This is a genomic window from Geothrix sp. 21YS21S-2, assembly GCF_030846775.1.
Lineage (GTDB): Bacteria > Acidobacteriota > Holophagae > Holophagales > Holophagaceae > Mesoterricola.
Genome location: NZ_CP132910.1, coordinates 3130371 through 3153705, shown reverse-complemented (window position 1 = coordinate 3153705; position 23335 = coordinate 3130371). Strand labels below are relative to the sequence as shown.

The 23335-nt window shown below is 68.6% G+C and carries 22 protein-coding genes; 3 read left to right on the top strand and 19 right to left on the bottom strand.

The features are described 5' to 3' along the window. The first annotated feature begins 26 nt into the window (after positions 1-26). Positions 27-518, top strand: coding sequence for a hypothetical protein (locus tag RAH40_RS13820; protein WP_306598135.1), 492 nt, complete (start codon positions 27-29; stop codon positions 516-518). A 1-nt stretch (position 519) separates the two neighbouring features. Here the strand turns inward: RAH40_RS13820 and RAH40_RS13815 are convergent, their stop codons facing one another. The 5 genes from RAH40_RS13815 to RAH40_RS13795 all read right to left on the bottom strand — a co-directional run bounded on the left by RAH40_RS13815 (position 520) and on the right by RAH40_RS13795 (position 5337). After that, positions 520-1398: a hypothetical protein gene (locus tag RAH40_RS13815; protein ID WP_306598134.1), complete on the bottom strand. Its 879-nt coding sequence runs from the start codon at positions 1396-1398 to the stop codon at positions 520-522. Between the two features lie 79 nt (positions 1399-1477). Then, positions 1478-3424 carry a 1-deoxy-D-xylulose-5-phosphate synthase gene (gene dxs, locus RAH40_RS13810; protein WP_306598133.1) on the bottom strand — a complete coding sequence of 649 codons (1947 nt, stop codon included), beginning with the start codon at positions 3422-3424 and terminating at the stop codon, positions 1478-1480. After that, a complete protein-coding gene (locus tag RAH40_RS13805) occupies positions 3421-4326 on the bottom strand; it encodes a polyprenyl synthetase family protein (RefSeq protein ID WP_306598132.1) in 906 nt (301 codons plus the stop codon). Before RAH40_RS13805 ends, dxs begins: the two co-directional genes overlap by 4 nt. Then, positions 4323-4559: an exodeoxyribonuclease VII small subunit gene (gene xseB / locus RAH40_RS13800; protein WP_306598131.1), complete on the bottom strand. Its 237-nt coding sequence runs from the start codon at positions 4557-4559 to the stop codon at positions 4323-4325. Before xseB ends, RAH40_RS13805 begins: the two co-directional genes overlap by 4 nt. 22 nt (positions 4560-4581) lie before the next feature. Beyond that, complete coding sequence (locus tag RAH40_RS13795; protein ID WP_306598130.1) at positions 4582-5337, bottom strand: DUF4412 domain-containing protein; 756 nt, start codon at positions 5335-5337, stop codon at positions 4582-4584. A 98-nt stretch (positions 5338-5435) separates the two neighbouring features. Here RAH40_RS13795 and RAH40_RS13790 point away from each other — a divergent pair, with 98 nt between their 5' ends. Next, the gene (locus RAH40_RS13790) at positions 5436-6866 is read left to right on the top strand and encodes a sigma-54 dependent transcriptional regulator (protein WP_306598129.1); all 1431 of its coding nucleotides are present in this window, start codon (positions 5436-5438) and stop codon (positions 6864-6866) included. A 6-nt stretch (positions 6867-6872) separates the two neighbouring features. Then, entirely contained in the window at positions 6873-8132 is a 1260-nt protein-coding gene (locus RAH40_RS13785; protein ID WP_306598128.1) for a hypothetical protein, read from the top strand. A gap of 48 nt (positions 8133-8180) precedes the next feature. Here RAH40_RS13785 and RAH40_RS13780 read toward each other — a convergent pair whose 3' ends face one another. The 14 genes from RAH40_RS13780 to RAH40_RS13715 form a co-directional block, all read right to left on the bottom strand. Next, positions 8181-9662, bottom strand: coding sequence for a response regulator (locus RAH40_RS13780; RefSeq protein ID WP_306598127.1), 1482 nt, complete (start codon positions 9660-9662; stop codon positions 8181-8183). Between the two features lie 271 nt (positions 9663-9933). Continuing rightward, positions 9934-11049: a branched-chain amino acid aminotransferase gene (locus RAH40_RS13775; protein ID WP_306598126.1), complete on the bottom strand. Its 1116-nt coding sequence runs from the start codon at positions 11047-11049 to the stop codon at positions 9934-9936. Beyond that, positions 11046-12539: a PLP-dependent aminotransferase family protein gene (locus tag RAH40_RS13770; RefSeq protein WP_306598124.1), complete on the bottom strand. Its 1494-nt coding sequence runs from the start codon at positions 12537-12539 to the stop codon at positions 11046-11048. The genes RAH40_RS13775 and RAH40_RS13770 overlap by 4 nt, the downstream gene beginning before the upstream one ends. 124 nt (positions 12540-12663) lie before the next feature. Then, a complete protein-coding gene (locus RAH40_RS13765) occupies positions 12664-13932 on the bottom strand; it encodes a pitrilysin family protein (protein WP_306598123.1) in 1269 nt (422 codons plus the stop codon). 28 nt (positions 13933-13960) lie between these two features. Further along, positions 13961-14746: a hypothetical protein gene (locus tag RAH40_RS13760; RefSeq protein ID WP_306598122.1), complete on the bottom strand. Its 786-nt coding sequence runs from the start codon at positions 14744-14746 to the stop codon at positions 13961-13963. After that, entirely contained in the window at positions 14743-15666 is a 924-nt protein-coding gene (locus RAH40_RS13755; RefSeq protein ID WP_306598121.1) for an ABC transporter ATP-binding protein, read from the bottom strand. The genes RAH40_RS13760 and RAH40_RS13755 overlap by 4 nt, the downstream gene beginning before the upstream one ends. Next, positions 15663-16523, bottom strand: a complete 861-nt coding sequence (locus tag RAH40_RS13750; protein WP_306598120.1) for a hypothetical protein — start codon at positions 16521-16523, stop codon at positions 15663-15665. Before RAH40_RS13750 ends, RAH40_RS13755 begins: the two co-directional genes overlap by 4 nt. Beyond that, entirely contained in the window at positions 16523-17431 is a 909-nt protein-coding gene (locus RAH40_RS13745; RefSeq protein ID WP_306598119.1) for an ABC transporter ATP-binding protein, read from the bottom strand. Before RAH40_RS13745 ends, RAH40_RS13750 begins: the two co-directional genes overlap by 1 nt. A gap of 9 nt (positions 17432-17440) precedes the next feature. Continuing rightward, positions 17441-18040: an outer membrane protein gene (locus RAH40_RS13740; protein WP_306598118.1), complete on the bottom strand. Its 600-nt coding sequence runs from the start codon at positions 18038-18040 to the stop codon at positions 17441-17443. A 48-nt stretch (positions 18041-18088) separates the two neighbouring features. Further along, on the bottom strand, positions 18089-19606 hold the full coding sequence (locus RAH40_RS13735; RefSeq protein ID WP_306598117.1) for a DUF1501 domain-containing protein: 1518 nt from the start codon (positions 19604-19606) through the stop codon (positions 18089-18091). An 11-nt stretch (positions 19607-19617) separates the two neighbouring features. Continuing rightward, positions 19618-21318 carry a DUF1800 family protein gene (locus RAH40_RS13730; RefSeq protein ID WP_306598116.1) on the bottom strand — a complete coding sequence of 567 codons (1701 nt, stop codon included), beginning with the start codon at positions 21316-21318 and terminating at the stop codon, positions 19618-19620. 229 nt (positions 21319-21547) lie between these two features. Beyond that, on the bottom strand, positions 21548-21910 hold the full coding sequence (gene rplS / locus RAH40_RS13725; RefSeq protein ID WP_306598115.1) for a 50S ribosomal protein L19: 363 nt from the start codon (positions 21908-21910) through the stop codon (positions 21548-21550). An 81-nt stretch (positions 21911-21991) separates the two neighbouring features. Next, positions 21992-22792 (bottom strand): tRNA (guanosine(37)-N1)-methyltransferase TrmD, encoded by an 801-nt coding sequence (gene trmD / locus RAH40_RS13720; RefSeq protein WP_306598114.1) that lies wholly within the window; start codon positions 22790-22792, stop codon positions 21992-21994. 237 nt (positions 22793-23029) lie between these two features. Further along, positions 23030-23218, bottom strand: a complete 189-nt coding sequence (locus tag RAH40_RS13715; protein ID WP_306598113.1) for a DNA gyrase inhibitor YacG — start codon at positions 23216-23218, stop codon at positions 23030-23032. Positions 23219-23335 lie beyond the last annotated feature (117 nt).

Genomic DNA, 23335 nt, shown 5'->3' with positions numbered 1-23335 from the left:
CCATCGCACCCGTCAGGTCGCCACCCATGAAACTCTCCAGGAAAGCCAAGCGCTACGACGACACCGTCCTGCCGGGGGACTTCGTGGGGTTCGAGCCCTTCAGCGACGGCGACGCCCTGAGCGAGGGCGAGGTGAGCGGGGCCCTGCGGCGCACCGGGGACGGGGTGGAACTGGGGCACATCACCCTCGAGCGCCTCGCCGCCAAGAAGCAGACCTTCGCCAAGCTGAAGTCCCGGGCCGAGGTGCTCACCCGCCAGCTCACCTACCTGGACGAGCACCTGGAGATCGTGGACCACGACCGCCGCGGCATGTACATCCAGCTGCGGAGCCTGCCCCCCTACAAGGACGATTCCCAGATCCGCTTCAACGAGATCTCCATCGGCCGGGACAAGGTGGTGGTCAAGCGCATCGCCTTCTACCGCCGCGACGAGGTGAAACAGCAGGTGGCCTTCAGCCTCACCGAGGATCTGCTGGAGCGCCTCATGTCCGATCTGAGGCAGGTGCTGAGCCCCGTCTAGGTCAGGGGATCGGGACGAAGGTGAGTCCGCCCGCCGGCCCGCGCAGGACGGCGCTGTTGTCCAGGATTCCCACCAGGACGGCTTTTTCGTCCGCGCCCGTGGGCAGGAACAGGAGGTCGTGGGTGGTCAGGTCCAGCCGGGCCAGCATGAGGCCCTTACCCTCACCGGGTGGCAACTGGTACGCCGGCACGGCCATGAGGGCGACATTGTTGTTCATCCACCAGGCCAGGCCGCCCCGGTCCCCGTCCGCCAGGGCCAGCAGGGGCAGGGGCTTGCCTTTCACGGTGAAGTCCTCGGTGCCGGTGCGGGTGCCTTTTTCGATATCGAGAAGGTCCAGGCGGAGGCTCTCCCCGGAGGTGAGCAGGACCTTGCCGTCCTCCCGGATGGCCACGCGGTGGCGTACCTGGGCGGCGAGGCCCCCCTTGGACGGCTTGATGCCGTAGGTCCACATCACCGCGCCGCCCTTCAGGTCCCTCCGCTCCAGGTAGGGCTCCTTGGTGCGGTAGCACAGCACGAAGCTGCGGGCGTCCCAGGCCAGGTCGGCCACCTCGGCGGGCAGGGAGTAGGAGGTGCCGGCCTTGCCGGTCTTCTCCAGCCGCTGGAGGGTCGTGGACGTGACAATCCACGCGTTGCCGGCGGGATCCAGGACCCATTTCTCCGGGGGCGCATCCAGCCTGGATACCGCCAGCATCTCGGTGGTGCCCGTGTCCCTGGACCAGACCCGGAGCGCGCGGGCCGCCGGGTCGAGGAAGACGCAGGAGCCGTCCCGGTCGAAGGACGCCCAGCCGGTGGCGCTCTTCACGGGGTCCCAGTCCTGGCCGAAGGCCGGGACGGCGGCGAGGAGGACGAAGGCTGCGGTCAGAGCGCTGGCTGGATTCAACGAGGCCTCGGGTCGGTCTGGGGTTGGGCTGTATCAACCATAGACAAGGCCATCGCCACGGGCAAGAAATCAGGCGTACTTAATTTGCAGCCTGGCTGGAAGGCAGTTGGATCGGTAGTTTCCGATGGAAATCAACGATTCGTTCATATAGGGCTCGGGGGCTCAGGCCCTCTTCGTCCAGGAGCAGCGCCTGGTCCCCGTGATGGACGATGTGGTCCGGCACGGCGCAGCGGAGCAGGGGCCGGAGGATGCCCTGGTCCGCCAGGAGCTCGGCCACGGCCGCCGTGAAGCCGCCCGGGGCGCAACCCTCCTCCAGGGCCACGACGCCCCGGACCTTGCGGCTCCAGTGGCTGATGAGGTCCCCGTCCAGGGGCTTGACGAAGCGCGCGTTGATGACGGCGCAGGAAATCCCCTCCGCGGCGAGCCGCTGGGCCAGGGCCTCGGCCGGCGCCACCAGGGTGCCCAGGGCCACCAGCAGGAGGTCGCTTCCCTCCCGGAGGAGCTCCCCCTTGCCGATGGGCAGGGCGGCGATGGGATCCTGGAGCGGCACCCCCAGCGCGTTGCCCCGGGGGTAGCGCAGGGCCGCGGGGCGGTTGCTGTAGATGGCGGTGAACAGCATCTGGCGGAGCTCGTTCTCGTCCTTGGGGGCCATGATGACGATGTTGGGCATGCACCGCAGGAAGGACAGGTCGTAGAGGCCGTGGTGGGTGGGGCCGTCGGCGCCCACGATGCCTCCCCGGTCCATGGCGAAGGTCACGGGCAGGTTCTGCAGGCACACGTCGTGCAGCACCTGGTCGAAGCCCCGCTGCAGGAAGGTGGAATAGATGGCCACCACGGGCCGGAGGCCCTGGCAGGCCAGGCCCGCGCCGAAGGTGACGGCGTGCTGCTCGGCGATGCCCACGTCGAAGCAGCGCGTGGGGTGAGCCTTCTGGAAGATGTTCAGGCCCGTGCCGTCCAGCATGGCGGCGGTGACGGCGACGATCTTGGGGTCCTTGCGGGCCAGCTCCGTGAGGGTCGTGCCGAACACGCTCGTGTACGAGGGCATCGCCGGCTTCGCGGGGTCCACGGGGGCCTTGCGGATCTCCCCGGCCTCGGCGTCGAAGGCGGTGACGCCATGCCACTTGAGGGGGTCCTTCACGGCGGGGTCGTAGCCGAAGCCCTTCTTGGTCTGCACGTGGAGGAGCACGGGACCCTCGGCCATGCGCTCCTTGGCCTCGCCCAGGCCGCGCAGGAGGGCCGCCACGTCGTGGCCGTTGACCGGGCCGATGTACTTCAGGCCCAGGTCCTCGAAGAGCAGCCCCGGCACCGCGATGCGCTTGAAGGATTCCTCGCTCCACTTGGCGACCTTGGCCAGGCGCTTGCTGACGCTGGCCACGGGGATGGCCTTGATGGCGTACTCGATGCGGTCCCGCCAGCGGTTGTAGTACTGGCCGTTGATCATCTGGTTCAGGTAGCCCTGGAGCGAACCCACGTTGGGGTTGATGCTCATGTCGTTGTCGTTGAGGATCACCATGAACTTGCGCGTCTCCAGGAACCCGGCCTGGTTGAGGCCCTCGAAGGCCATGCCCGCGGTCATGGAGCCGTCGCCGATGACGGCGATGCTGGAGAAGTCCTGGCCCAGCAGGTCCCGGGCCTGGGCCATGCCCAGGGCCGCCGAGATGGAGGTGCTGGCGTGCCCGGCGCCGAAGTGGTCGTAGACGCTCTCCTCGCGCTTGAGGAAGCCCGACAGCCCCCCGTGCTTGCGCAGGGTGGGGAAGCGGTCCTTGCGGCCCGTGAGGATCTTGTACGGGTAGGCCTGGTGGCCCACGTCCCACACGATGCGGTCCACGAGGAAGTCGAAGTGGTGCATGAGGGCCACGGTGAGCTCCACCGTGCCCAGGTTGGAGCTGAAGTGGCCTCCGGTGACGCTGATGGAGTCGATGAGGAACTGGCGCAGCTCCAGGGCCAGCTGTTCCATCTGGATCAGGGAGAAATGCTGGATCTGCTGGGGCGCCGTGACGGAATCGAGGAGGGGTTGCCGGCTCACGCGCTGCGCCCCGCCAAGTACGTGGCCAAGGCCGTCAGGGAATGCGGATTCGGAAGCGATAGTAGCTGACATTGGGCACGCTCGGTGGCCTCCCGCAAGGCGTTGCGGGCTCCAGCGAGCCCGAGCAGCAGGGGGTAGGTGATTTTACCCTTGCCCTCGTCTTTGCCAACCCGCTTCCCCATGGCTTCCTGGGTGGAGGTGGCGTCGAGGATGTCGTCCTGGATCTGGAAGGCGAGCCCCAGGGCTTCTCCGGCCTCCCGCAGGGCGGCCCGCTCCTCCGGGGCGGCGGCGCCCGCGATGGCGCCCAGCTCCAGGGAGGCCCGGAGCAGGGCCCCGGTCTTCAGGCGGTGGATGACCTGCAGTTCGGCCAGGCTCACGGGATCGGCGCCCCGGGTGCGGGCCTCGCCCTCCAGGTCCAGGGCCTGGCCGCCCACCATGCCGCGCCAGCCCGCGGCCTCCCCCAGCACCCGGATGGCCTCCACCCGACGGGAGGGAGGGAGGTCGGCATCGGAGGCCAGGACCGTGAAGGCCTCGGTGAGGAGGCCATCGCCCGCCAGAATGGCCGGCCCCTCGCCGAAGGCCACGTGGCACGTGGGCTTGCCCCGGCGGAGGTCGTCGTCGTCCATGGCCGGAAGGTCGTCGTGGATGAGCGAGTAGGTGTGGATGTACTCCAGCGCCACGGCACAGGGCAGGGCCGCCTCGGCCCTGGCGCCCACGGCCTCGGCGGCCAGCATGCACAGCACGGGCCGGATGCGCTTGCCGCCGGCCTGGAGGCTGTAGGTCATGGCCAGGGCCAGGTTGGCGGCCTCGCCCTGGGCGAAGGGCAGGAGGTAGCGGGACTCGAAGAGGGGGAGGAGGCGGTCGAGATCCGCCTTGACCTGCTGGGGCGCCGGGAGGGTCAAGCCTGCTCCCCTTCCAGGGGCTCGGCGCGGTACTCCCCGCCCAGGCCCTGCTTGAGCACCTCCACCCGCCGCTGGGCCGCGGCCAGCTGCTGCTGGAGGGTCCGGCTCAGGCCGACCCCCTCCTCGAACTGCTGGAGGGCCTCCTCCAGGCCGAGGTTCCCGGCTTCCAGCCGCTGCACCAGGGCCTCCAGCCGGTCCAGTCCGTCGTCGAAGGAGGGGGTCGGATTCGTCATCCTTCCATTGTACCGGCCGGGTCTACTTTTTCTTCATCATCTCCTCGCGCATCTTCTTCCCCGCATCCTCGGTCCTGTAGTCCGCGGGGAGGGCGAAGGTGGCGGCGGGCACCGGGCCCTGCTCGATCTTCGTGGCCTCGGTGGCCACGTCCATGCCCATCATGCCGGTCATGTGGGTCTTGAGGGGGATGCCCTTGATCTTGGCCATCTCCTCGTAGAGCCGCTTGAAGCTCGCGCCCATGGGGCCGGCCTTGGCGAACTGCGCTGCGCGGGACTGGACCATCTTCATGTAGGCGGCATCGGGGATGGGCATCTTCAGGGTGGGGTCGGCGGAAAGGGCCATGACCAGCTTGCCCACCTTGATGTTCCAGGCCGTGCAGGAGCGCCCGGCCACGGTCTCGGGGCCCACCTTGTCCACCTTGAAGTCGTTGGGGTCGCCGAACATCGCGCCCATCATGGCCCCCATGCCCTCGGGCTGGGCGGCGTTGAGCGCGTCCAGGGCCGCCAGGGCGTCCTCGAAGCTCATCTTGGATATGAGTTTCTTCTTGTGGTCGATGGTGTAGGAGATGCCGTTCTTGAAGTCCACCAGGGTGTCCCGGCGGTCCTTCTCGTTGCGCACCATGTTGAATTCGCTGCTGTAGTAGTGGACCTCGGTGGAGGTCCCGCCGGCACCCATCATGCCTTTGGCCACCGAGTTGAAGGTGATGGTGAGATCGGCTGCGGCGAGGGCTCCGCACACCAGGGTTGCGGCCAAGGCAAGAACAAGGCGTAATCTCATTAGGAACTCCTGGGAAGGTTGACCCCAAATTACGCTCAAGCATTCCCGGATTCCAGAAGGAATTGTTGAAACTTCTAAGGACGAGGGTGGAAAAAACGATGGCCCGGATACTGGTTGTGGATGATTCCCAGGAAACCTGCGACCTCCTGGAGCTGCTCCTCGGGGAGGGCCTCGGCCTGGAGGTGGCCGTGGTCAAGGCCACCCGGCCCGAGGACGCCCTGCGACACCTCAGGGAGGGCGGTTTCGACCTGATGCTTTCGGACATCAACCTGGAGGCCAGCCTGGACGGCCTGGACCTGCTCAAGGCGGCCAAGCCCCTGGGGGTGGAGACCATCCTCCTCACCGGGTTCGGGACCCTGGAGAAGGCCCTGGAGGCCGTGCGGGAAGGCGCCTTCGACTTCATCTCCAAGCCCTGGAACAACGAGGACCTGCAGTCCCTGGTGAAGCGGGCCCTGCTCATGAAGGGTTCCCGCGGCGGGCCTAAGGATCCGGACACGGCCGTCGACCTCCATCAGAGCGTCATGATCGGCTCCAGCCCGAAGATGATGGAGGTCTACCGCACCATCGCCTCGCTGCAGAACAGCCGCACCACGGTGCTGATCATCGGCGAGAGCGGCACCGGCAAGGAGCTGGTGGCCCAGAACATCCACCTGAGCAGCGACCGCAAGGCCTGCCCGTTCGTGGCCATCAATTGCGGGGCCCTCACCGAGGGGCTGCTGGAGTCCGAGCTCTTCGGCCACGTGAAGGGCGCCTTCACCGGCGCCGTCCTGGACAAGAAGGGGCTCTTCGAGGAGGCGTCCGGAGGCACCATCTTCCTGGACGAGATCGGGGAGACCTCCCTGGGCTTCCAGGTGCGGCTCCTGCGGGTCCTGCAGGAGCAGGAGGTGCGCAAGGTGGGCGGCAACAAGACCGTCAAGGTGGACGTGCGGGTCATCGCCGCCAGCAACCGGGACCTTGCCGCCATGGTCAAGGCCGGCAAGTTCCGGGAGGACCTCTACTACCGGCTCTGCGTGGTGGAGATCCGGGTGCCTCCCGTGCGCGAGCGGTTCTCCCGGGACGCGCGCACCGGCAAGGTCCTCTCGGACATCCCCGCCCTCATGGACCACTTCCTGGCCGAGTGCAGCCGCAAGGACAGCCAGTTCTACCGCCTCAGGGCCGACGCGCGCCAGCAGCTGGAGGCCTACAGCTGGCCCGGCAACGTGCGGGAGATGGGCAACATCATCGAACACCTCACCCAGCTGAGCCGGGGCCGGGAGATCACCCCGGACGACTTCCCCGAGAAGATACGGGACGAGCTGCGCGCCAAGGGGACCAGCATCCCCGCCGCCCCCACCCCCCTCCTCGAGCTGATCAAGGACTGGGACCACCTGCCCACCCTCGAGGAGCTGGAGCGGCGCTACATCCAGGTGCTGCTCAAGCACGAGCACCGCAAGAGCCGCATCGCCGACATCCTGGGCAAGGACCGGACGACCCTCTACCGCAAGCTCAAGGACCTGGGCCTGGCGGAGGGCCCGGAGGAGGGACTCTGATGGAAAATGCAACGCGTTGCAGAATCCAACGGAGAAGACCTCAAGGTCAAATTATTAAGTAAAGCAATTGTTCAATTTATGTATTGGCCTGGTTCATGCATTCTTGTGCCCAGCTTCCGGCCGTGCCGGATTGAACCTGGAGAATCCATGAACAAGCTCGCAGCTCTGCTCATCGCGGCCGCCCTCATCAGCCCCGCGTTCGCCGAAGACGCCAAGAAGGACGTCAAGAAAGAGGAAGTGAAGAAGGTCGAAGTCAAGAAGGACGCCAAGAAGGACGTCAAGAAGGCTGAGCCCAAGAAGGAAGAGGCCAAGAAGGCCCTGACCGAAGAGAAGAAGGCCGAGGCCAAGAAGGCCGAGCCCAAGAAGGAAGAGGCCAAGAAGGATGCCAAGAAGGCTGCCAAGGCCGAGCCCAAGAAGGAAGAGGCCAAGAAGGCCCTGACCGAAGAGAAGAAGGCCGAGGCCAAGAAGGCCGAGCCCAAGAAGGAAGAGGCCAAGAAGGATGCCAAGAAGGCTGCCAAGGCCGAGCCCAAGAAGGAAGAGGCCAAGAAGGCCCTGACCGAAGAGAAGAAGGCCGAGGCCAAGAAGGCCGAGCCCAAGAAGGAAGAGGCCAAGAAGGATGCCAAGAAGGCTGCCAAGGCCGAGCCCAAGAAGGAAGAGGCCAAGAAGGCCCTGACCGAAGAGAAGAAGGAAGAGGCCAAGAAGGACGCCGCCCCCAAGGCCAAGAAGGCCAAGAAGGCTGCCAAGAAGGCCGAGAAGGCCGTCGAGCCCAAGAAGGAAGAGGCCAAGAAGGCCCTGACCGAAGAGAAGAAGGAAGAGGCCAAGAAGGATGCCGCCCCCAAGGCCAAGAAGGCCAAGAAGGCTGCCAAGAAGGCCGAGAAGGCTGTCGAGCCCAAGAAGGAAGAGGCCAAGAAGGCCCTGACCGAAGAGAAGAAGGCTGAAGCCAAGAAGGCCGAGCCCAAGAAGGAAGAGGCCAAGAAGGATGCCAAGAAGGCTGCCAAGGCCGAGCCCAAGAAGGAAGAGGCCAAGAAGGCCCTGACCGAAGAGAAGAAGGAAGAGGCCAAGAAGGACGCCGCCCCCAAGGCCAAGAAGGCCAAGGCTGCCAAGAAGGCCGAGAAGGCTGTCGAGCCCAAGAAGGAAGAGGCCAAGAAGGCCCTGACCGAAGAGAAGAAGGAAGAGGCCAAGAAGGACGCCGCCCCCAAGGCCAAGAAGGCCAAGAAGGCTGCCAAGAAGGCCGAGAAGGAAGCCGCTCCTGCCGAGAAGAAGTAGTCTCGATACGGACCAGCATTGAAAAGGGCCCCGCGAGGGGCCCTTTTCCTATGCCGGCGTGGCCCCCAGGAGGACCTGGAGCACGGCGTCCCGCAGGGAGGTCATGGTGTAGGGCTTGTGGAGGAAGGCGTCGGGCTTGAGGCTCCGGAGGGAGCCCGCCAGGACCTCGCTGGTGTAGCCGCTGCTCAGGATCACCTTGGCCCGGGGGTCCAGCTCCCGGATCTGGGTGGCGGCCTCGACGCCGTTGAGGTGCGGCATGGACAGGTCCATGACGATGATGGAGATGGCGTCCGCATGGGTCCGGTAGCATTCCAGGGCCTCGAGGCCGTCCTCGGCCAGGACGACCTCGAAGCCGGAGGCCATCAGGATCTCCGATGCGCACTGCCTGAGCATGGGCTCGTCGTCCACGAACAGCACCTTGCCCTGCGGGAGCACCAGGCTCGCGGGCTGCTCCGGGGCCTCCCCGCCCTCCGGCGCCTCCACCAGGGGAAGGTAGACCCTGAACACGGATCCGCCTCCGGGAACGCTGTCCACGGCGATGCCGCCCTCCCAGGCCCGGAGGATGCCCAGCACCGCCGACAGTCCCAGGCCCCGGCCGGTGAACTTGGTGGTGAAGAAGGGATCGAAGATCCTCGAAAGGATCTGATCCGTCATCCCGCAGCCCGAGTCCGCGACCTCCAGGACCGCATAGGCTCCGGGCCGCATCTGCGTCTGGGGCAGGAACGCCAGGGCCCCGGGCGGGTCGATGAGGTGCCGGCCGGCGCGTACGGTGATGGCCCCTTCCCTTTCCTCCCCGATGGCCTCGGCCGCGTTGTTGACCAGGCTGACCAGGATCTGGTGGAGCTGCGAAGGGTCCGCGTTGATCAGGAGGGGCTCGCCCGCCACGTCGACGCGAACGGCGATGCGCCTGGGGCAGGAGGCCTCGAACAGCTTTTCCATGCCTTTGACGAAGGTATTGAGGTCCAACAGGATGGGCAGCCAGGGCCCCCGGCCGGTGAAGGCGAGCATCTGGTTCGTGAGAAGCGCGGCCCGCTGCACGGCCTTCTCGATGTTGTCCAGGAAGGGCAGGGCCTGGCTTTCCGGGGGGTAGGCCTGGGTCAGGATTCCGCAGTTTCCCAGGATCGACGTCAGCAGGTTGTTGAAATCATGGGCGATCCCACCGGCCATGACCCGCAGGCTGTCCAGGCGCTGGGCCCTGCGGAGGGATTCCTCGGCCTCCTTCCAGGGGCTGATCTCCGTGTAGATCCCCAGGAACCGCTTCAGGTGGCCCGCGGGGTCGAAGGAGGGGGCGAGGGTGGCGTCCACCCAGTAGAAGGTGCCGTCCTTCGCCCGGTTCTTGATCTCCCCCTTCCAGACCCTGCCGGACAGCAGGGTCTCCCACAGGTTCCGCCAGAAGCAATCCTCGTGGCAGCCGCTGTTGAGGATCCGGTGGTCCTTGCCCACGAGCTCGTGGACCGGATATTTGCTGATCCGGCAGAAAAGTTCATTGACGTGGGTGATCAGCCCCCGGGGGTCCGTGATCGAAACCATGGCGTTCTCATCAACCGTTTTCAGGAGGTCTCCAATATCCTGAAGATGGATGATCGCGTTGGCGGACAGGAGGGTCCGGTCGGCATAACCTTCCATGGCTGCACCTGACGGCAACATAGATTAATCATCACCCGGAGGGGCGGCTCATGAGACGGTGTCTCAGGTCCCAAAGTATAGGTCGCCTCTTGATGATTGCCATATTTTCCATGCCTCCGGGCGAACGAAAAGGGCCCCATCCCGGGGCCCTTTTCATGGGTAGGCAATGTGCCGACTAGCAGACCTGGTGCATCCAGCCGTTGGTGTCGGGGTCCACGCCGTGCTGCAGGTTCAGCAGGGCTTCGCGCAGCTGGGAGGCCACGGGACCGGTCTCGCCGCGGTTGATCTGCCACTCGCCGTGGGCGGATTTCACGGTGCCGATGGGCGTGATGACGGCGGCGGTGCCGCAGGCGAAGGCCTCGGTCATGCGGCCTTCCAGGAGGGCGTCGCGCCAGTCGTCCACGGAGATCCGGCGCTCCTCGGCCCGGAAGCCCAGCTTCTTGGCCATGTCCAGGAGGCTCAGGCGGGTGATGCCGGGCAGCAGGGTGCCGGTGAGCACGGGGGTGACCACGATCGTCTCGCCGCCTTCCTTGTACACGAAGAAGATGTTCATGCCGCCCATCTCCTCGATGTAGCGGCGGTGCACGGCGTCGAGCCACACCACCTGGTCGCAGCCCTCGGCCTTGGCCTCGGTCTGGGCCACGAGGCTGGCGGCGTAGTTGCCGGCGCACTTGGCGGAGCCGGTGCCGCCGGGCGCGGCGCGGACGTAGTTCTCGGAGATCCACACGGTCACGGGCTTGACGCCCTGGGGGAAGTACGCGCCGGCGGGGGAGGCGATGAGGATGAAGAGATACTCCTTGGAGGCCTTGACGCCCAGGGCCGCCTCGGTGGCGATCATGAAGGGGCGCATGTAGAGGCTCTCGCCGATGGCGTTGGGGACCCAGTCCTTCTCCTGGCGGATCAGGAGGTCCGCGGCTTCCACGAAGAGGTCCACGGGCAGCTCGGGCATGGCCAGGCGGCGGGCGGAGGCGTTGAAGCGGTGGGCGTTGGACTCGGGGCGGAAGGTCTTGACGTGGCCGTCGGGCTGCCGGTACGCCTTGAAGCCCTCGAAGATCGCCTGGCCGTAGTGCAGGACGCTGGCGGCGGGGTCCAGGACGATGGGGCCGTAGGGCTTCAGCACGCCCTTGCCCCAGCCCAGCTCCTCGCTGTAGGGGATGACCACCATGTGCTCGGTGAAGACCTTGCCGAACCCCGGGTTCTGCATGCGCTTGGTCCGCTCCTCCGGCGACAGGGGTTCCCGGGCGAGCTGGATGTCGAAGCGCGCGGTGTTGGAGGTGGAGAGGGCGGTCATGGGAGCTCCTTCGGGGTTGAGACGCCGGGGCGGGCATGGATGAGCCCGCCCAGGCGCTCGATGGCTTCGCGGGTCACGCTCGGCGCATGGGTTGAGAAGTTGAGGCGAAGGCAGTTGGTGCCCCGCCCATCCGGAAAGAAGAGAGGACCCGGGGCGAAGCCCAGCCCGTGGGAGATGGCTTCGCGATGGAGATCGAGGGCCGAGACGTCCTCGGGGAGCACCACCCAGAGGTGCATGCCGCCCTTGGGCTCGGTGACTTCGGCGTCCCGGGGGAAACTGGCCTGGATGGCCTCCAGCATGGCGTCCCGGCGCTCCCGGAGGGCCTTGCGGATCCGCACCAGGTGGCGCCGGAACCCGCCGGAGTCCAGGAAGTGGCCCATCACGGCCTGGGAGAGGGTGGGCAGGGCGATGGTGTGCACCTCCTGCACCAGGGCCAGCCGGCGCAGGACGGCGTCGGGGGCGATGATGTAGCCCAGGCGCAGGCCCGCGGCCACGGACTTGGAGAAGCTGCCCAGGTGGATGACGTGCTCGGCCCCCGGCAGGCTCCGGAAGCTCGGCGTGCGCCCGCCGATGAAGCGGAGGTCCCCGTAGGTGTCGTCCTCCACCACCGTGACGCCGTGGGCGCGGGTGAGCGCGAGGATCCGCTCCCGCCGCGCGCGAGAGAGGGTCATGCCGGTGGGATTGTGGAAGGTGGGCACCGTGAAGAGGAACTTCGCGTCGCCCTTCTGCAGGAGGGAGGCGAGCCGGTCGGGGTTCAGGCCGTTGCGGTCCACCGGCACGGGAACCGCCTCGCGGCCCAGGGTGCGGATGAGGGCCAGGGCCCCCACGTAGCAGGGGCTCTCCACCAGCACCCGGTCGCCGGGGATGGTCAGCGATTCCAGCACCAGGGCCAGGCCGGCCTGGGAACCGGGGATGGAGCGGATGCCCCAGCCCGGGGGAACGGGTTCCCCCTCGTCCCGCAGCCACCCGGCGACCCCGGAGAGGTAGGACGGGTGGCCCGCGGGGGCGGCGTACACCCAGGCCTCGGCGTCGAGTTCCTTCATGGTGCGCGTGTACAGCCGGCGGAGGGCGTCGCCCGGCAGCAGGTCCGTGGGGGGGAAGGCTGCGGAAAAGCTCACCAGGCTGCGGTTCTGGGCCGCCTCCAGCGTGTCGCCCAGCCAGGGGCCCAGCTCGTCCTCCCGCACCCGCAGGGAGGAGCCCTGGAAGGGGAAGATGTCGGGATCCAGCAGGGCGGGCGCCTCCGGCAGGTAGTCGCTCACGAAGCTGCCCCGGCCCGTGACGGTCTGCACCCACCCCGTGCGCTTGAGCCCCGCCAGGGCCTTGAGCACGGTCAGGCGGTGCACCTTGAACCGCAGGGCCAGATCCGGCACCGCCGGGAGCCGCATGCCCGGGTTCCACTCGTTGGCCTGGATGAGCGAACGCAGGGTACGCTGCAGCTGCAGATAGAGGGGACTGGCTGCACCGGGATTCAGGGGGGCCGTGGGGATCATGACCCCCAAAGCTTGGGCTCCTGCCGGGGAAAAGTCACCCCACGGGGGTCAAAACTACAGGCCATGGCAGACCGCCCGCCATGATGGAGGCATTTTCAGGAATTTCCCATACCGGCACAGACTGCTAGCTGGCCAGATCCTCGCGCCTTATTCCCGCCGCCCGCCGGATGCCCAGGGCGGAAACCGCCAGGGCGGAGGGGTCCAGCACCTCCCGGGCCACCCGCTGCACCTGCTCCAGTCCGACCTCCTCGATCTCGGCGATCTGCTCGTCCAGGGTCAGGATGCGGTCCGTGTGCAGGCTCTGGTAGGCGAGGGAGAACATGCGGCTGGTGGCGGACTCCTGGCTGAAGACCAGGTTGGTGCGCAGCTGCAGCTTGGCCCGCTCCAGCTCTTCCAGGGTGACGCCCGAGGCCCGCACCTTGGCGCACTCGGCGGCCGCGCGGCGCACCAGCTCCCGGGCCCGCTCCGGCGCGCAGCTGGCGCTGATCTGCAGGGCCCCGGTGTCCTGGTAGTGGGTGAGGTAGGTCCCCACCTGGTAGCACAAGGCGTTCTTCTCCCGCAGTTCCATGAAGAGCCGGCTGGACATGCCGCCTCCGAGCACGTGGCTCAGCACCCCCACCGCAGCCCGGTCCGGATGCACGTGGGGATGGGCCGGGAACCCCATGACGAGGCTGGTCTGCTGCAGCTCCTTGCGGGGCGTGTTGAGGACGAAGGGCCGGGGCCGGCCGGAGGCGGCGCGGCCGGTTTCGTCCCGGAGGCCCCGCGGCAGGGCGTCCAGCACGGGCCCGAGCAGCTCCAGGAAGGGCTGGACCTCGATGTCTCCCGCCGCGACGATGAGGAGGTTGGGCGCCCGGTAGGTCTTGTCGAAGAAGGCCCGGGCCTGGTCCCGCCCGTAGGTGGCCACCTGCTCCCGCCGGCCCAGGATGGAGTGGGACAGGGGGCTGCCCGGCCAGAAGTTGGCGTAGAACAGCTCGCTCACCCAGTCGTCAGGTTGGTCCTCGCTCTGGCTGATCTCCTCCAGGATCACGTTCCGCTCCCGCGCCAGTTCCTCGGCGTCGAAGGTGGGCGTGGTCACCAGGTCCTCCAGGATGGCCACCAGGTCGGGGAGCTTCTCCTTCAGGACCTTGCCGTAGAAACAGGCGGCCTCCTTGCCCGTGAAGGCGTCGAGGCTGCCCCCCAGGTGGTCGGTGGCCTCGGCCATGACCTGGGGTTCCGGGAACCGGGCGGTGCCCTTGAAGACCGTGTGCTCGATGAAGTGGGCCAGCCCCTCCTCTCCCGGGAGTTCCCAGCAGGAGCCGCGCTTCACCCAGAACCCCACGGAGCAGCTGCGCACGCCTGGGATGGGGTCGATGAGGATCTCGGTGCCGTGGGGGGAAACGGAGCGGTAGGGCATCGGACCAGTGTAACGGCGAACCCCGATCCTAGCCTTCCGCGTCCCGCCCAGCCAGACCGACGGGCGTCTTCTGCAGCTTCCAGCCGCACAGCGCCCAGCACAGCGCGCCGAAAAGGACCAGCGCCAGGACCGACACCAGCACGGGGCTGGCGATCTGTTCCTGGGCCAGGATCTCCCAGTCCGCGACCATGCCGCCGCGGCTGCCGGAAATGCTCTCGATGTGGTGGAGGAAGGTGAAGCGCTGCAGGGTCGCGGGCAGCACGCGCAGGATGGACTCCCAGCCGAAGAACACCAGGGCGCCCCAGAGGGTGCCCCGCTTGAAGACGAGCACCAGAAGGCTCATGAACGCCAGTTCCGCCCAGAAGGCGAGCACCAGCGCCAGGGCCTGGAGGGCGGCGGAGGCGGCGTCCGCGCCCAGGGCCATGAGGCCGAGGCCGGCGGCCGCGAGCCAGCCCGCGCCCCAGGCGAACCACACGAGGCCCTTGGCGAAGGGGAGGCTCCACACGGGCACGGGGCGCACGAGGATGAGCGGGAGGGTGCGCTGCTCCAGGTCCTCCCGGATCCCGCCGGGGGCGGCCACCAGCACCATGATGGGGAGGACGAGCGCCGCCAGGACCCCGTGGAAGAGATGCAGCGCCAGGCGGGAGTCGAAGTTGCCGAACTGCCTGCCGACCATCAGGCCCACGAAGGAGAAGGCCACGGGCACCACGGCCAGGGCGCAGAGCACCCAGCCCCGGGCCTGGAGGACCCTCGGCGCGTAGCCCAGGGCCACGGCGCGCACGGTGGTCATCGCGGAGAGGGCTCGGCTCGTCATTGGTGGTCCTTGGTGAGGAACTGGAAGACCGCGTCCAGGTTGAGATCCAGGGGATCCAGGGCGGCCAGGGGCAGGCGCCCTTCCACCACGGCCTCCTGGAGCCGGGGGAGGAAGGTCCTGGGGTTGCGCACGGCCAGGACGGCTCCGCCCTCCTCCATGCGCAGGGCCACCAGCTCGCCCTGCTCCACGGCCCACCGGGCCACGGCGGTGGCGGAGGGGGCGGTGACCCGCAGCTCCACCGGGTGCCGGTCCAGCAGCTCGCGGATCTCGGGCACGCTGCCCTCGGCCAGGAGCCGGCCGCGGAAGAGCAGGAGGATGCGGTCGGTGAGCTGGGCCACCTCGCCCAGGATGTGGCTGGAGACGATGATGCGGGCGCCGCCCCCGGCCAGCATGCGCAGGAGGTCCATGAGCTGGAGCCGGGCCTCGGGATCCAGGCCGTTGAAGGGCTCGTCCAGGATGAGGAGCGAGGGCTCGTGGAGCAGGGCCTGGGCCAGGCGGATGCGCTGGCGCATGCCCTTGGACATGGAGGTGAAGGGCTGGCGCGCCCGGCTCTCCATGCCGGTGATGGCCAGGGCGCGCTGGAGGGCCAGGTCCAGGGCGCGGCCCTGGAGGCCGGAGAGCTGGCCCATCATGCGCAGCCACCGGTCCGCGCGCATGCCGCCCGGGAAGCGGTCCCCCTCGGGCACCAGGCCCAGGCGGGAGAGCACGGCGGGGTTGCGGTAGGGCGCCTCGCCGAACACCCTCACCTCGCCGCCCGAGGGCGGCAGGAGCCCGCACAGGAGCTGGATGAGGCTGGACTTGCCGGCGCCGTTGGGGCCCAGGAGGCCGGTGATGCCGCCCCCGGGTCCCAGGTCGAAGCTGGTGGGGGAAAGGCCGAGGATGTCGCCGTAGCGGAGGGAGGCGCGCTGGAGGGAGATCATATCGTCGCCTCGCTGGGGCGCGTGCGCCGCACTGCGATGATCAGCCAGAGGACCAGGTGGAAGGCGGTGCCAAGGAGCACCGGGATCCAGCCCTGCTCGCTGTCCAGGCCCAGGATGAGCCGGGGCCAGGCCTTGCTCAGCGTGCCCACGCCCAGGGCCATCCAGCGCGGGTCGGACAGGGCGCCGGAAGCGACCGCGCCCAGGGCGCTCGAGCCCAGCAGGATGCCGAGGGCCCATCCGAAGCCGGCCTTGGGGGAGGAGGCCAGGCTGGAGGCGCCCAGCGTGACGGCCCCCATGAGGGCGGAAATGGCGGCGGCCGCGGGCAGAAGGTAGAGGGGCGCCGTGGGCCACACCGGCCCGTGCAGCCCGGCGATGGCCAGGGACAGGCCCCAGGGGAGGAAGATGAAGGGAAGCATGACGGCCAGGGGCAGCCCCGCGGCGAAGAGGGCCTTGGCGCCGAGATAGTCCCTGGGCGTGACGGGGTGGGCATAGAGCAGCGGGCGGATGCGGTAGAGGGTGTCCCGGGCCACGAGCCCGCCGCCCACCAGGGCCACCTGGAGCCACAGGATGGTGATCATGAAGGGGTTCAGGAGCCCGGCCTGGAACCTGGCGCCCTGGGGGAGGAAGGCGTCGGTGACCTTCCGGATGTCGGCCAGGGCGGCCTTGCTGGCCATGAGGTGGTTCACGTAGAGCTGCGCGCAGAGGATAAGGAGGATGGCCAGGAACACGAACCCGAAGAACCGCCCCAGCTTGAGGCGGAGCACCCGCCGCAGGTCGAAGCGGAAGATCACGAGCGCGGGCGGCAGGCCCAGGCCCTGCTCGGGGCGGGGGGGAAGGGAGGGGGCGTAGATGGGCATCAGGCGGGCCTCAGGGCGCGGATCAGGACTTCGTCGAGGCGGTCATGCCTGGGGGTGAGCTGCACCAGGGTGGCGTTCCTCGCCTGGGCCCACCGGAAGGCGGCCACGGGATCGGGGTCCGCCAGCTCCACGTCGTAGAGCCCGTTGCGGGCCTCCAGCACGGTGCCCAGCTGGCCCAGTTCGGCCTCCTGCCCAGGCGCCAGCGGATCCAGGAACCGCAGCTCGAAGCGCCGGGCCAGCATCCTGCGCAGGCCCGCCATGCTGCCGCTGGCCTTCACTTCGCCCTTGTCCAGGATCACCAGCTGGTCCGCCACCCGCTCCACGTCCAGCAGCAGGTGGCTGGCCAGCACGACGCTGGTGTCGAGCTCGGCGCGAACCTTCAGCACCAGGTCCAGCATGCGGGTGCGGCCGTCGGGATCCAGGCCGTTGGTGGGCTCGTCCAGGAAGACCAGTTCGGGCGAGTGGACCAGGGCCTGGGCCAGCTTCACCCGCTGGCGCATGCCCGTGGAGTACCCGGAGACGTTGCGGTAGCGGGACTCGTCCAGCCCCACGAAGTAGAGCACCTCGTGCGAGCGGTCCCGGGACTGGCGGGCGGAGAGGCCGCTCAGCTCGCCCCAGAAGGCCACCTGCTCGTAGGCCGAGGCGTCCTCGATGAGGGCGTCGTACTCGGGCATGTACCCGATGCGGGAACGCAACTTCGCCGCATCGGGACTGCCCAGGGGCACGCCCAGCACCTCGCCCCGGCCCCCTGCGGGCCGCAACAGGCCCAGCAGCGTCTTGAGGAGCGTGGACTTGCCCGAGCCGTTGGGGCCGAGGAGACCGATGATCCCCGGCTCCAGCTCCAGGGTCACCCCGCGAAGGGCGACCACCGGTCCGTACCGAACTTCCAGTTCTTCGAATGCGAGCAAGGGGTGCTCCTAGAATTTCATCCCGACGCTGCCCTGGAGGACGTTCCCATCGTAGGTGCGGTCCACGGAACTCACAAGGTAGCGCGCTTCCGCCGACAGGGCCCGGTTGAAACGGTAGCCGGCGCCCGCGGTCACCGCCAGCTTGGTGGTGTGGGAGGACACCCGGGCACCGGCCGCGGGCGTGCGATCGAAGAACCACCGCACCCCGCCCAGGCCGGCCAGGACGTAGGGCCCCTTGAAACTGCCGGAGAAATGGTAGAGGTGGTCGAAGGAAAGGACGTAGTTGCTCGCCTTGGTCTTCAGGGCCGGGGTCCCGGCGGGGCCGCCCTCGGGGAAGACGTTCCACTCCAGCCGCGTGCGCCGGGAGAGGCCGTCCTTGAAGTAGCGGTTCCACTGCACGCCCAGGCCCAGGCCGGTGGTGTGGTCCAGGGCCGTCCCCAGCTCCTTGGCGGGGAGGTTCGCCTGCACCTGCCAGGCGAATTCCGACCGGTCGCGGGAATGCCAGTGCCAGCGGTGGCGATCCGGCTTGGCCTCGGGCTCGTCGGCGAAGACGGGCGCGACGCTGGCGGCGCAGAGGAGGAGGACGAGGGTTCGAAGAACATGCCGCATGGAATCTCCGTGGCTTTCCAATGCCTACGGATCGGCGGCCCCGGAGGTTTAGAGGAATCCCAGGAGAGGGTTCCCCCCCGTCCCGAAGTTCGCGAGGTTCGGGAAGATCGCGGCGAGGTCGGAGGCGCCCACGCCCAGCCAGGATCCGAGGGTGGCGGCGTACTGGTCCACGGCGGTGGTGGGGATCCAGACGCCGCTGAAGGGGGAATCGGGGTTCACGAAGGCGCCCAGGTCGGGGCCCACGGTGGGGAAGCGCCCGTAGAGGTCGCCGCCCTTGACGGCGCCGCCCACCACCAGGTGGTGGGCGCCCCAGCCGTGGTCGGTGCCCGAGCCGTTGCTGGTGAAGGTGCGCCCGAAGTCGGACATGGTGAAGGCCGTCACGCTGCCGCTGAGGTCGGCGCCGTTGAGGGAGGCCAGGCTCTGCATGAAGTAGCCCAGCCCCGCGTCCAGGTTGAGCATGAGCCTGGGGTGGCTCGCATTCTCGTCCATGTGGGTGTCGTGGCCGCCCACGCCCAGGAAGAACACCTGGCGCTTCATGCCCAGCACCTGCCCGGCGGCGATGAGGTTGGCGATGGTCTGGAGGCCGGTGGCCACGGGATTGACGACGCTGGCTCCCGTGCGGGGGTCGGTGACCCTGGGGGGAGCGGGGGCGGCGGTGATCGCCAGGAGGGCGTTGGCCAGCTGCTGCTGGGCCGTTGCCGAGCGGCTCACCACCGCGGCGTGGTCGGCCTGGAAGTGGGATGGGATCGACGGCGTGGGGGACGTGATGATCGACTGGAGGGTGCCGGGGGCGGCGGAGCTTCCGAAGAGGCTGCCCTGCCGGGTGCCGCTGATGGCGATGGGACCCGAGGCGGAGGACTGGTAGGCGAGGGTGGTGCGCCCGGAGAGCAACACGGCGTTCCCCGACACCGATATGGCGGTGAACACCCCATTGGCGTTGGCGGAGGCGAACGTGTCGGCCAGGAGGCCGCCCCAGCCCAGGCGGGCCCCCTCCCCCGCTCCGGTCTGCCACGTGGACTGCTGGTCGTTGTGGGAGTAGAGGCTCCTGGGCAGGGTGGCGGTGCCGGCCTTGTACTGGGCGCGGGTGACGGGCTGGACCAGGGTGCCCAGGTTGGCCACCACGGCGGCCTTGCCCTGGGCGAAGAGGCCCTGGACGTTGGTCATGAGCGGGTGGAGGGCGAAGGTGCGCACCCCGGTGCCGGTGGTGCCCGCGGGCCACCCGTTGTCGGTGCGGGGCACGATGGGCAGCACGCCGCCCAGGGCCGAGGCCCCCTGGGACCCCAGGGCCCCCGCCACGGCCGGGGCGCCCGGCTCGGCCAGGGCGATGGAGGACGCGCCGCCCACGTTCCGGGAGGCCTGGTAGCGGCCCCAGGAATCGGCGTCGGTGGCCATGACCATGTTGGCGGAGTCGTTGCCGCCCAGCAGGAAGATGCACACCAGGGCCTTGTAGTCCGTGGGCGCGGCCAGGGCGCCCAGGGAGGCCAGGCGCAGGCCGAAGGGGTGCAGGGCAGGACCCAGGCCCAGGGCCGCGGAAAGGCGGAGGAAGTCGCGACGGGATGAGGGCATGGTTGCTCCGCTCAGCGCTGGTGCAGGAATTCGGGGGAGGCGAGGGTCAGGAACACGGCGATCTTCACCCGGTCCAGACGGGCCTTGTCCAGGTCGGCCTGGACGCCCGTGGTGGGCAGCTTGCGGGCCGCGACGGCCGCGGTGATCTGGTCGCGCAGCGTGGCCGACATGGCCGAGCAGGTGAGGACGTCGGCCACCCGCGCCACCAGGGCCGAGGGGGTTTCCGCCAGCGGGAGTTCCGCGGCGTAGGCCGCGGTGATGTCGGCGCCGGTGGTGGGGGGCAGGGTGCCGGTGCCGCCGCCGATGCCGTTGGAGACGAGGTTCAGGAGGAAGTTCAGGTAGCCCGCCACCGAGACCTCGTCCACGGTCTGGAACTCCGGGGCCAGCAGCCCCGCGGCTCCCAGCTCGCCGTGGGGGGGCACGAAGCCGGGGCGCCAGAAGTTGAAGACGGACGGCGCATTGAGCGGCGACTGGCCGAGGCTGGTGGAGCTGGAGTCCAGTCCGGGCATGAGCCAGGTGCCGGACTGGGAGGAGGCGCCGAAGGCCCTCATCCAGGCCGTGAGCCGCAGCACGGGCTCCTTCAGCTTCCCGTAGCCCGGGTCGGAGGAGGCCGTGCGGGCCTCGGGGTCCAGCAGGAGGGCCCGCACCACCGCCTTCAGGTCCCCGCGCACCCCCTTGCCGTTGTCGTTGAACGCCGCGGCCACCCGGCCCACGTAGGCCGGGGAGGGGTTGCTGGTCACCAGCTGCTGGATGAGCCGCGTGGCGAGGAAGGGCCCGACGTTGGGGTGGCCGGCGAGGGTGTCCAGGGCCACCTTGAGATCCCCCGCGGGGTCCGGCGTGGAGGAGGCGGCGATGGTGGTGCCCAGGAAGCTCTTGGCGCTCACGGAGTGGTAGGCGGGGTAGAGGCCCATGGCCGTGGTCTCGCTGGCGGGGCCCTCCATCTTCCAGAAGGTGGTGCTGGTGGGATTGGCGGCGTACCAGCCCCAGCCCGTGAACGCCTTGGCCAGGCCCGCCACGTCGTCATGGCTGTAGGTGGGGATGGGGGCGCCCTGGGCGTCGGTCTTCAGGGTGCCGTCGGCGTTGAGCTGGTAGAGGCCGATGGTGAAGAGCTGCATGACCTCCCGGGCGAAGTTCTCGTCCGGCAGGCGCCCGCGGGTGAGGTCCTCCTGTCGGTTGTTGAAGGAGGAGAGGTAGAACCCCATGGCCGGATGGAGGGTGACGTCCTCCAGGAGCCTGCGGAAGCTGCCGAAGGCGCCGGCCCGGAGCGTGTCGTAGTAGGAGGCCGCGCTGCGGGGATGGCCGGCGACCTTGGCGTCCTGCATGGACACCACCATGATCTGGCTCAGTGCGAAGGCCACCCGGTGCCGCAGGGGGTCCCCGGCGTTGACCGCCTGCCCGTAGAAATGCTCATAGAACTGGTTGGGACCGAGACTGAGGAGCCCGGTGGTCCTGCCCGAGTTGTAGGCGTCGAACTGGGCCTGGCGGGCGTCCATGTGGGCCACGAAGGTATCGGTGGCCGGCTGGGCCAGCTGGTGGTCCACCCAGCCGGCGTAGCCCAGGGTGGTCAGCAGGGCCACGTCCGCGTCCGAGGGACCGAAGGTGGCCTGGGTGAGGAAGCGCCGGGCCTCGGCGGGCGTCGCGGGGGGATCCTTGGGCGGGGCCAGGGTGGGGTGGCTGCCGCCGCCGCACGCCAGCAGGAAAGCGGCCGCCATGGAGATCACGGACCTTCGGATAAAGGTGGGGCGGATCATACGTGCTCCCGAGAAGGGCTTGCCTAGCGCTCGATTCCCGGGGGGCCATGTACCGTGCCAAACCATTCATATGATAAGGCAAGCGAGCGAAGGGTGACGAAAAGAATCACGATCCTTCGCACGGATCCACATGGGCAGAAAAAAACGCCCGGCATGGTGTGCCGGGCGTTTTCGTCGCGCTGGGCGCGGTCTACTCGGTGACGAGCTCCCGGCGGCGCTCCTTGAGGCGGCCGGCCTTGCCGAGCTTGTCGCGCAGGAAGTAGAGCTTGGCGCGGCGGACCTTGCCGCTGCGGAGCACTTCCAGCTTGTCGATCGAGGGGCTGTGGAGGGGGAAGACCCGCTCGACCCCGATGCCGGCCGAGATCTTCCGGACGGTGAAGGAGGTGCGCATGCCGCCGCCCTTGATGCTGATCACCACGCCCTGGTAGATCTGGATGCGTTCCTTCTCGCCTTCCTTCACCTTCACGTGCACCTTGACGGTGTCGCCGGGGGCGATCTTGGGGAGGTCGGAACGAAGCATGCCAGCTTCGAGGCGGTCCATAATGTTGGTCATGACTTCTCCTGTTGAGGCCAGCGGTCCCAGGGCCAGAACGGCCGGACATGGCGCACGAATCCCACACTCGGGCTGATCAGTTTACCGGAATGAGCCCGGATTTCCAGCGCTTTTCCAGCCTTTGGGCCGGGGCCGGTCCCAGTCCTCGGGGTGCTCGGCCTGCCAGGCGCACCATTGGTCCGCCCGGGGCAGGGCCGGGATGCGGGCCCGGAAGGCCTCCCACAGGTCCGGGCGCAGGCGCTTCGTGCGGGCCATGGCCTCCCGGAGGCGGTGGAGGCGGATGGCCTCGTGGTTGCCGCCCTGGAGCACGGCGGGGACCGGGAGGCCCTCGAACTCCGCGGGGCGGGTGTAGTGGGTGTGGTCCAGCAGGCCCCCGGCGAAGCTGTCGGCGTCGGCCGAGGCGCTGTTGCCCAGGACCCCGGGGAGCCAGCGGCACACCGCGTCGATGAGGAAGAGGGCCGGGAGCTCGCCCCCGGAGAGCACGGCCTCCCCGACGCTCATCTCCTCGTCGATGTAGAGGTCCACGGCCCGCTGGTCCAGGCCCTCGAAGCGCGTGCAGACCAGCACGACCTGGTCCAGGGCGGCCAGTTCCAGGACCTTGGCCTGGTCCAGGGGCGGGGCGGCGGGGCTGAAGTGGATGACCCGGCGCCGGGGTTCCCGGGGCAGCGAGGCCAGGGCGTCCCGGACCACGTCGGGCCGGAGCACCATGCCCGGCCCGCCCCCGAAGGGCGGGGCGTCCACGTGGCCGAAGGCGTTGCCCGCGAAGGGGCGGTAGGAGTGGGTGGCCAGCACGTGCCCCAGGTCCCGGAAGGCCCGGCCCGTGACCCCCGTGAGGGCCAGATCGAAGAACTCGGGGAGAAGGGTCAGGGCGTCGAAGCGCATGGGGTTCCAGTTTGTCACAAGGAATTGAAGGGTTGGACCTTGCGCTTTGGCCGGGGGCAACCATCCTTGCGGGGTCGAATCCGGCCGGAACGGCTACAAGTATATAAATAATTACCTTTGAAGGGGCCTGCCGGGCCTCTCCGTCCCCTTTTCAGCCATCCTTCCAAAAGAAAGGCGCTCCCATGGAATGGGTCACTCTCCTCCTCCAGATCCTCGAACTGCTGATCCGGCTGCTCGCTACGAAGTAGGCGTCTCCTCGGACCAGCCCTCCCCGTCCTCCAGGGCGGGATCCACCGGCACCCGGTAGGCCTCGGAGCCCCACGCTCCCAGGTCCCGGGTGCGACAGCGTTCGGAGCAGAAGGGCCGGGTGGGGGTCGTCTCCCAGGGGACGGGTTTGCGGCATTGGGGGCAGGGGCGCACGAGCATGGCCCCAGTCTACCACCCGGCCCTCCACGCAATCCTGCTTGCGTCGGCATTAAAAAATTTTAGTCAGTTTTGGAAGATCCGGTTGACACCTGGATTTCCATGCGTAGACTGGGAAGT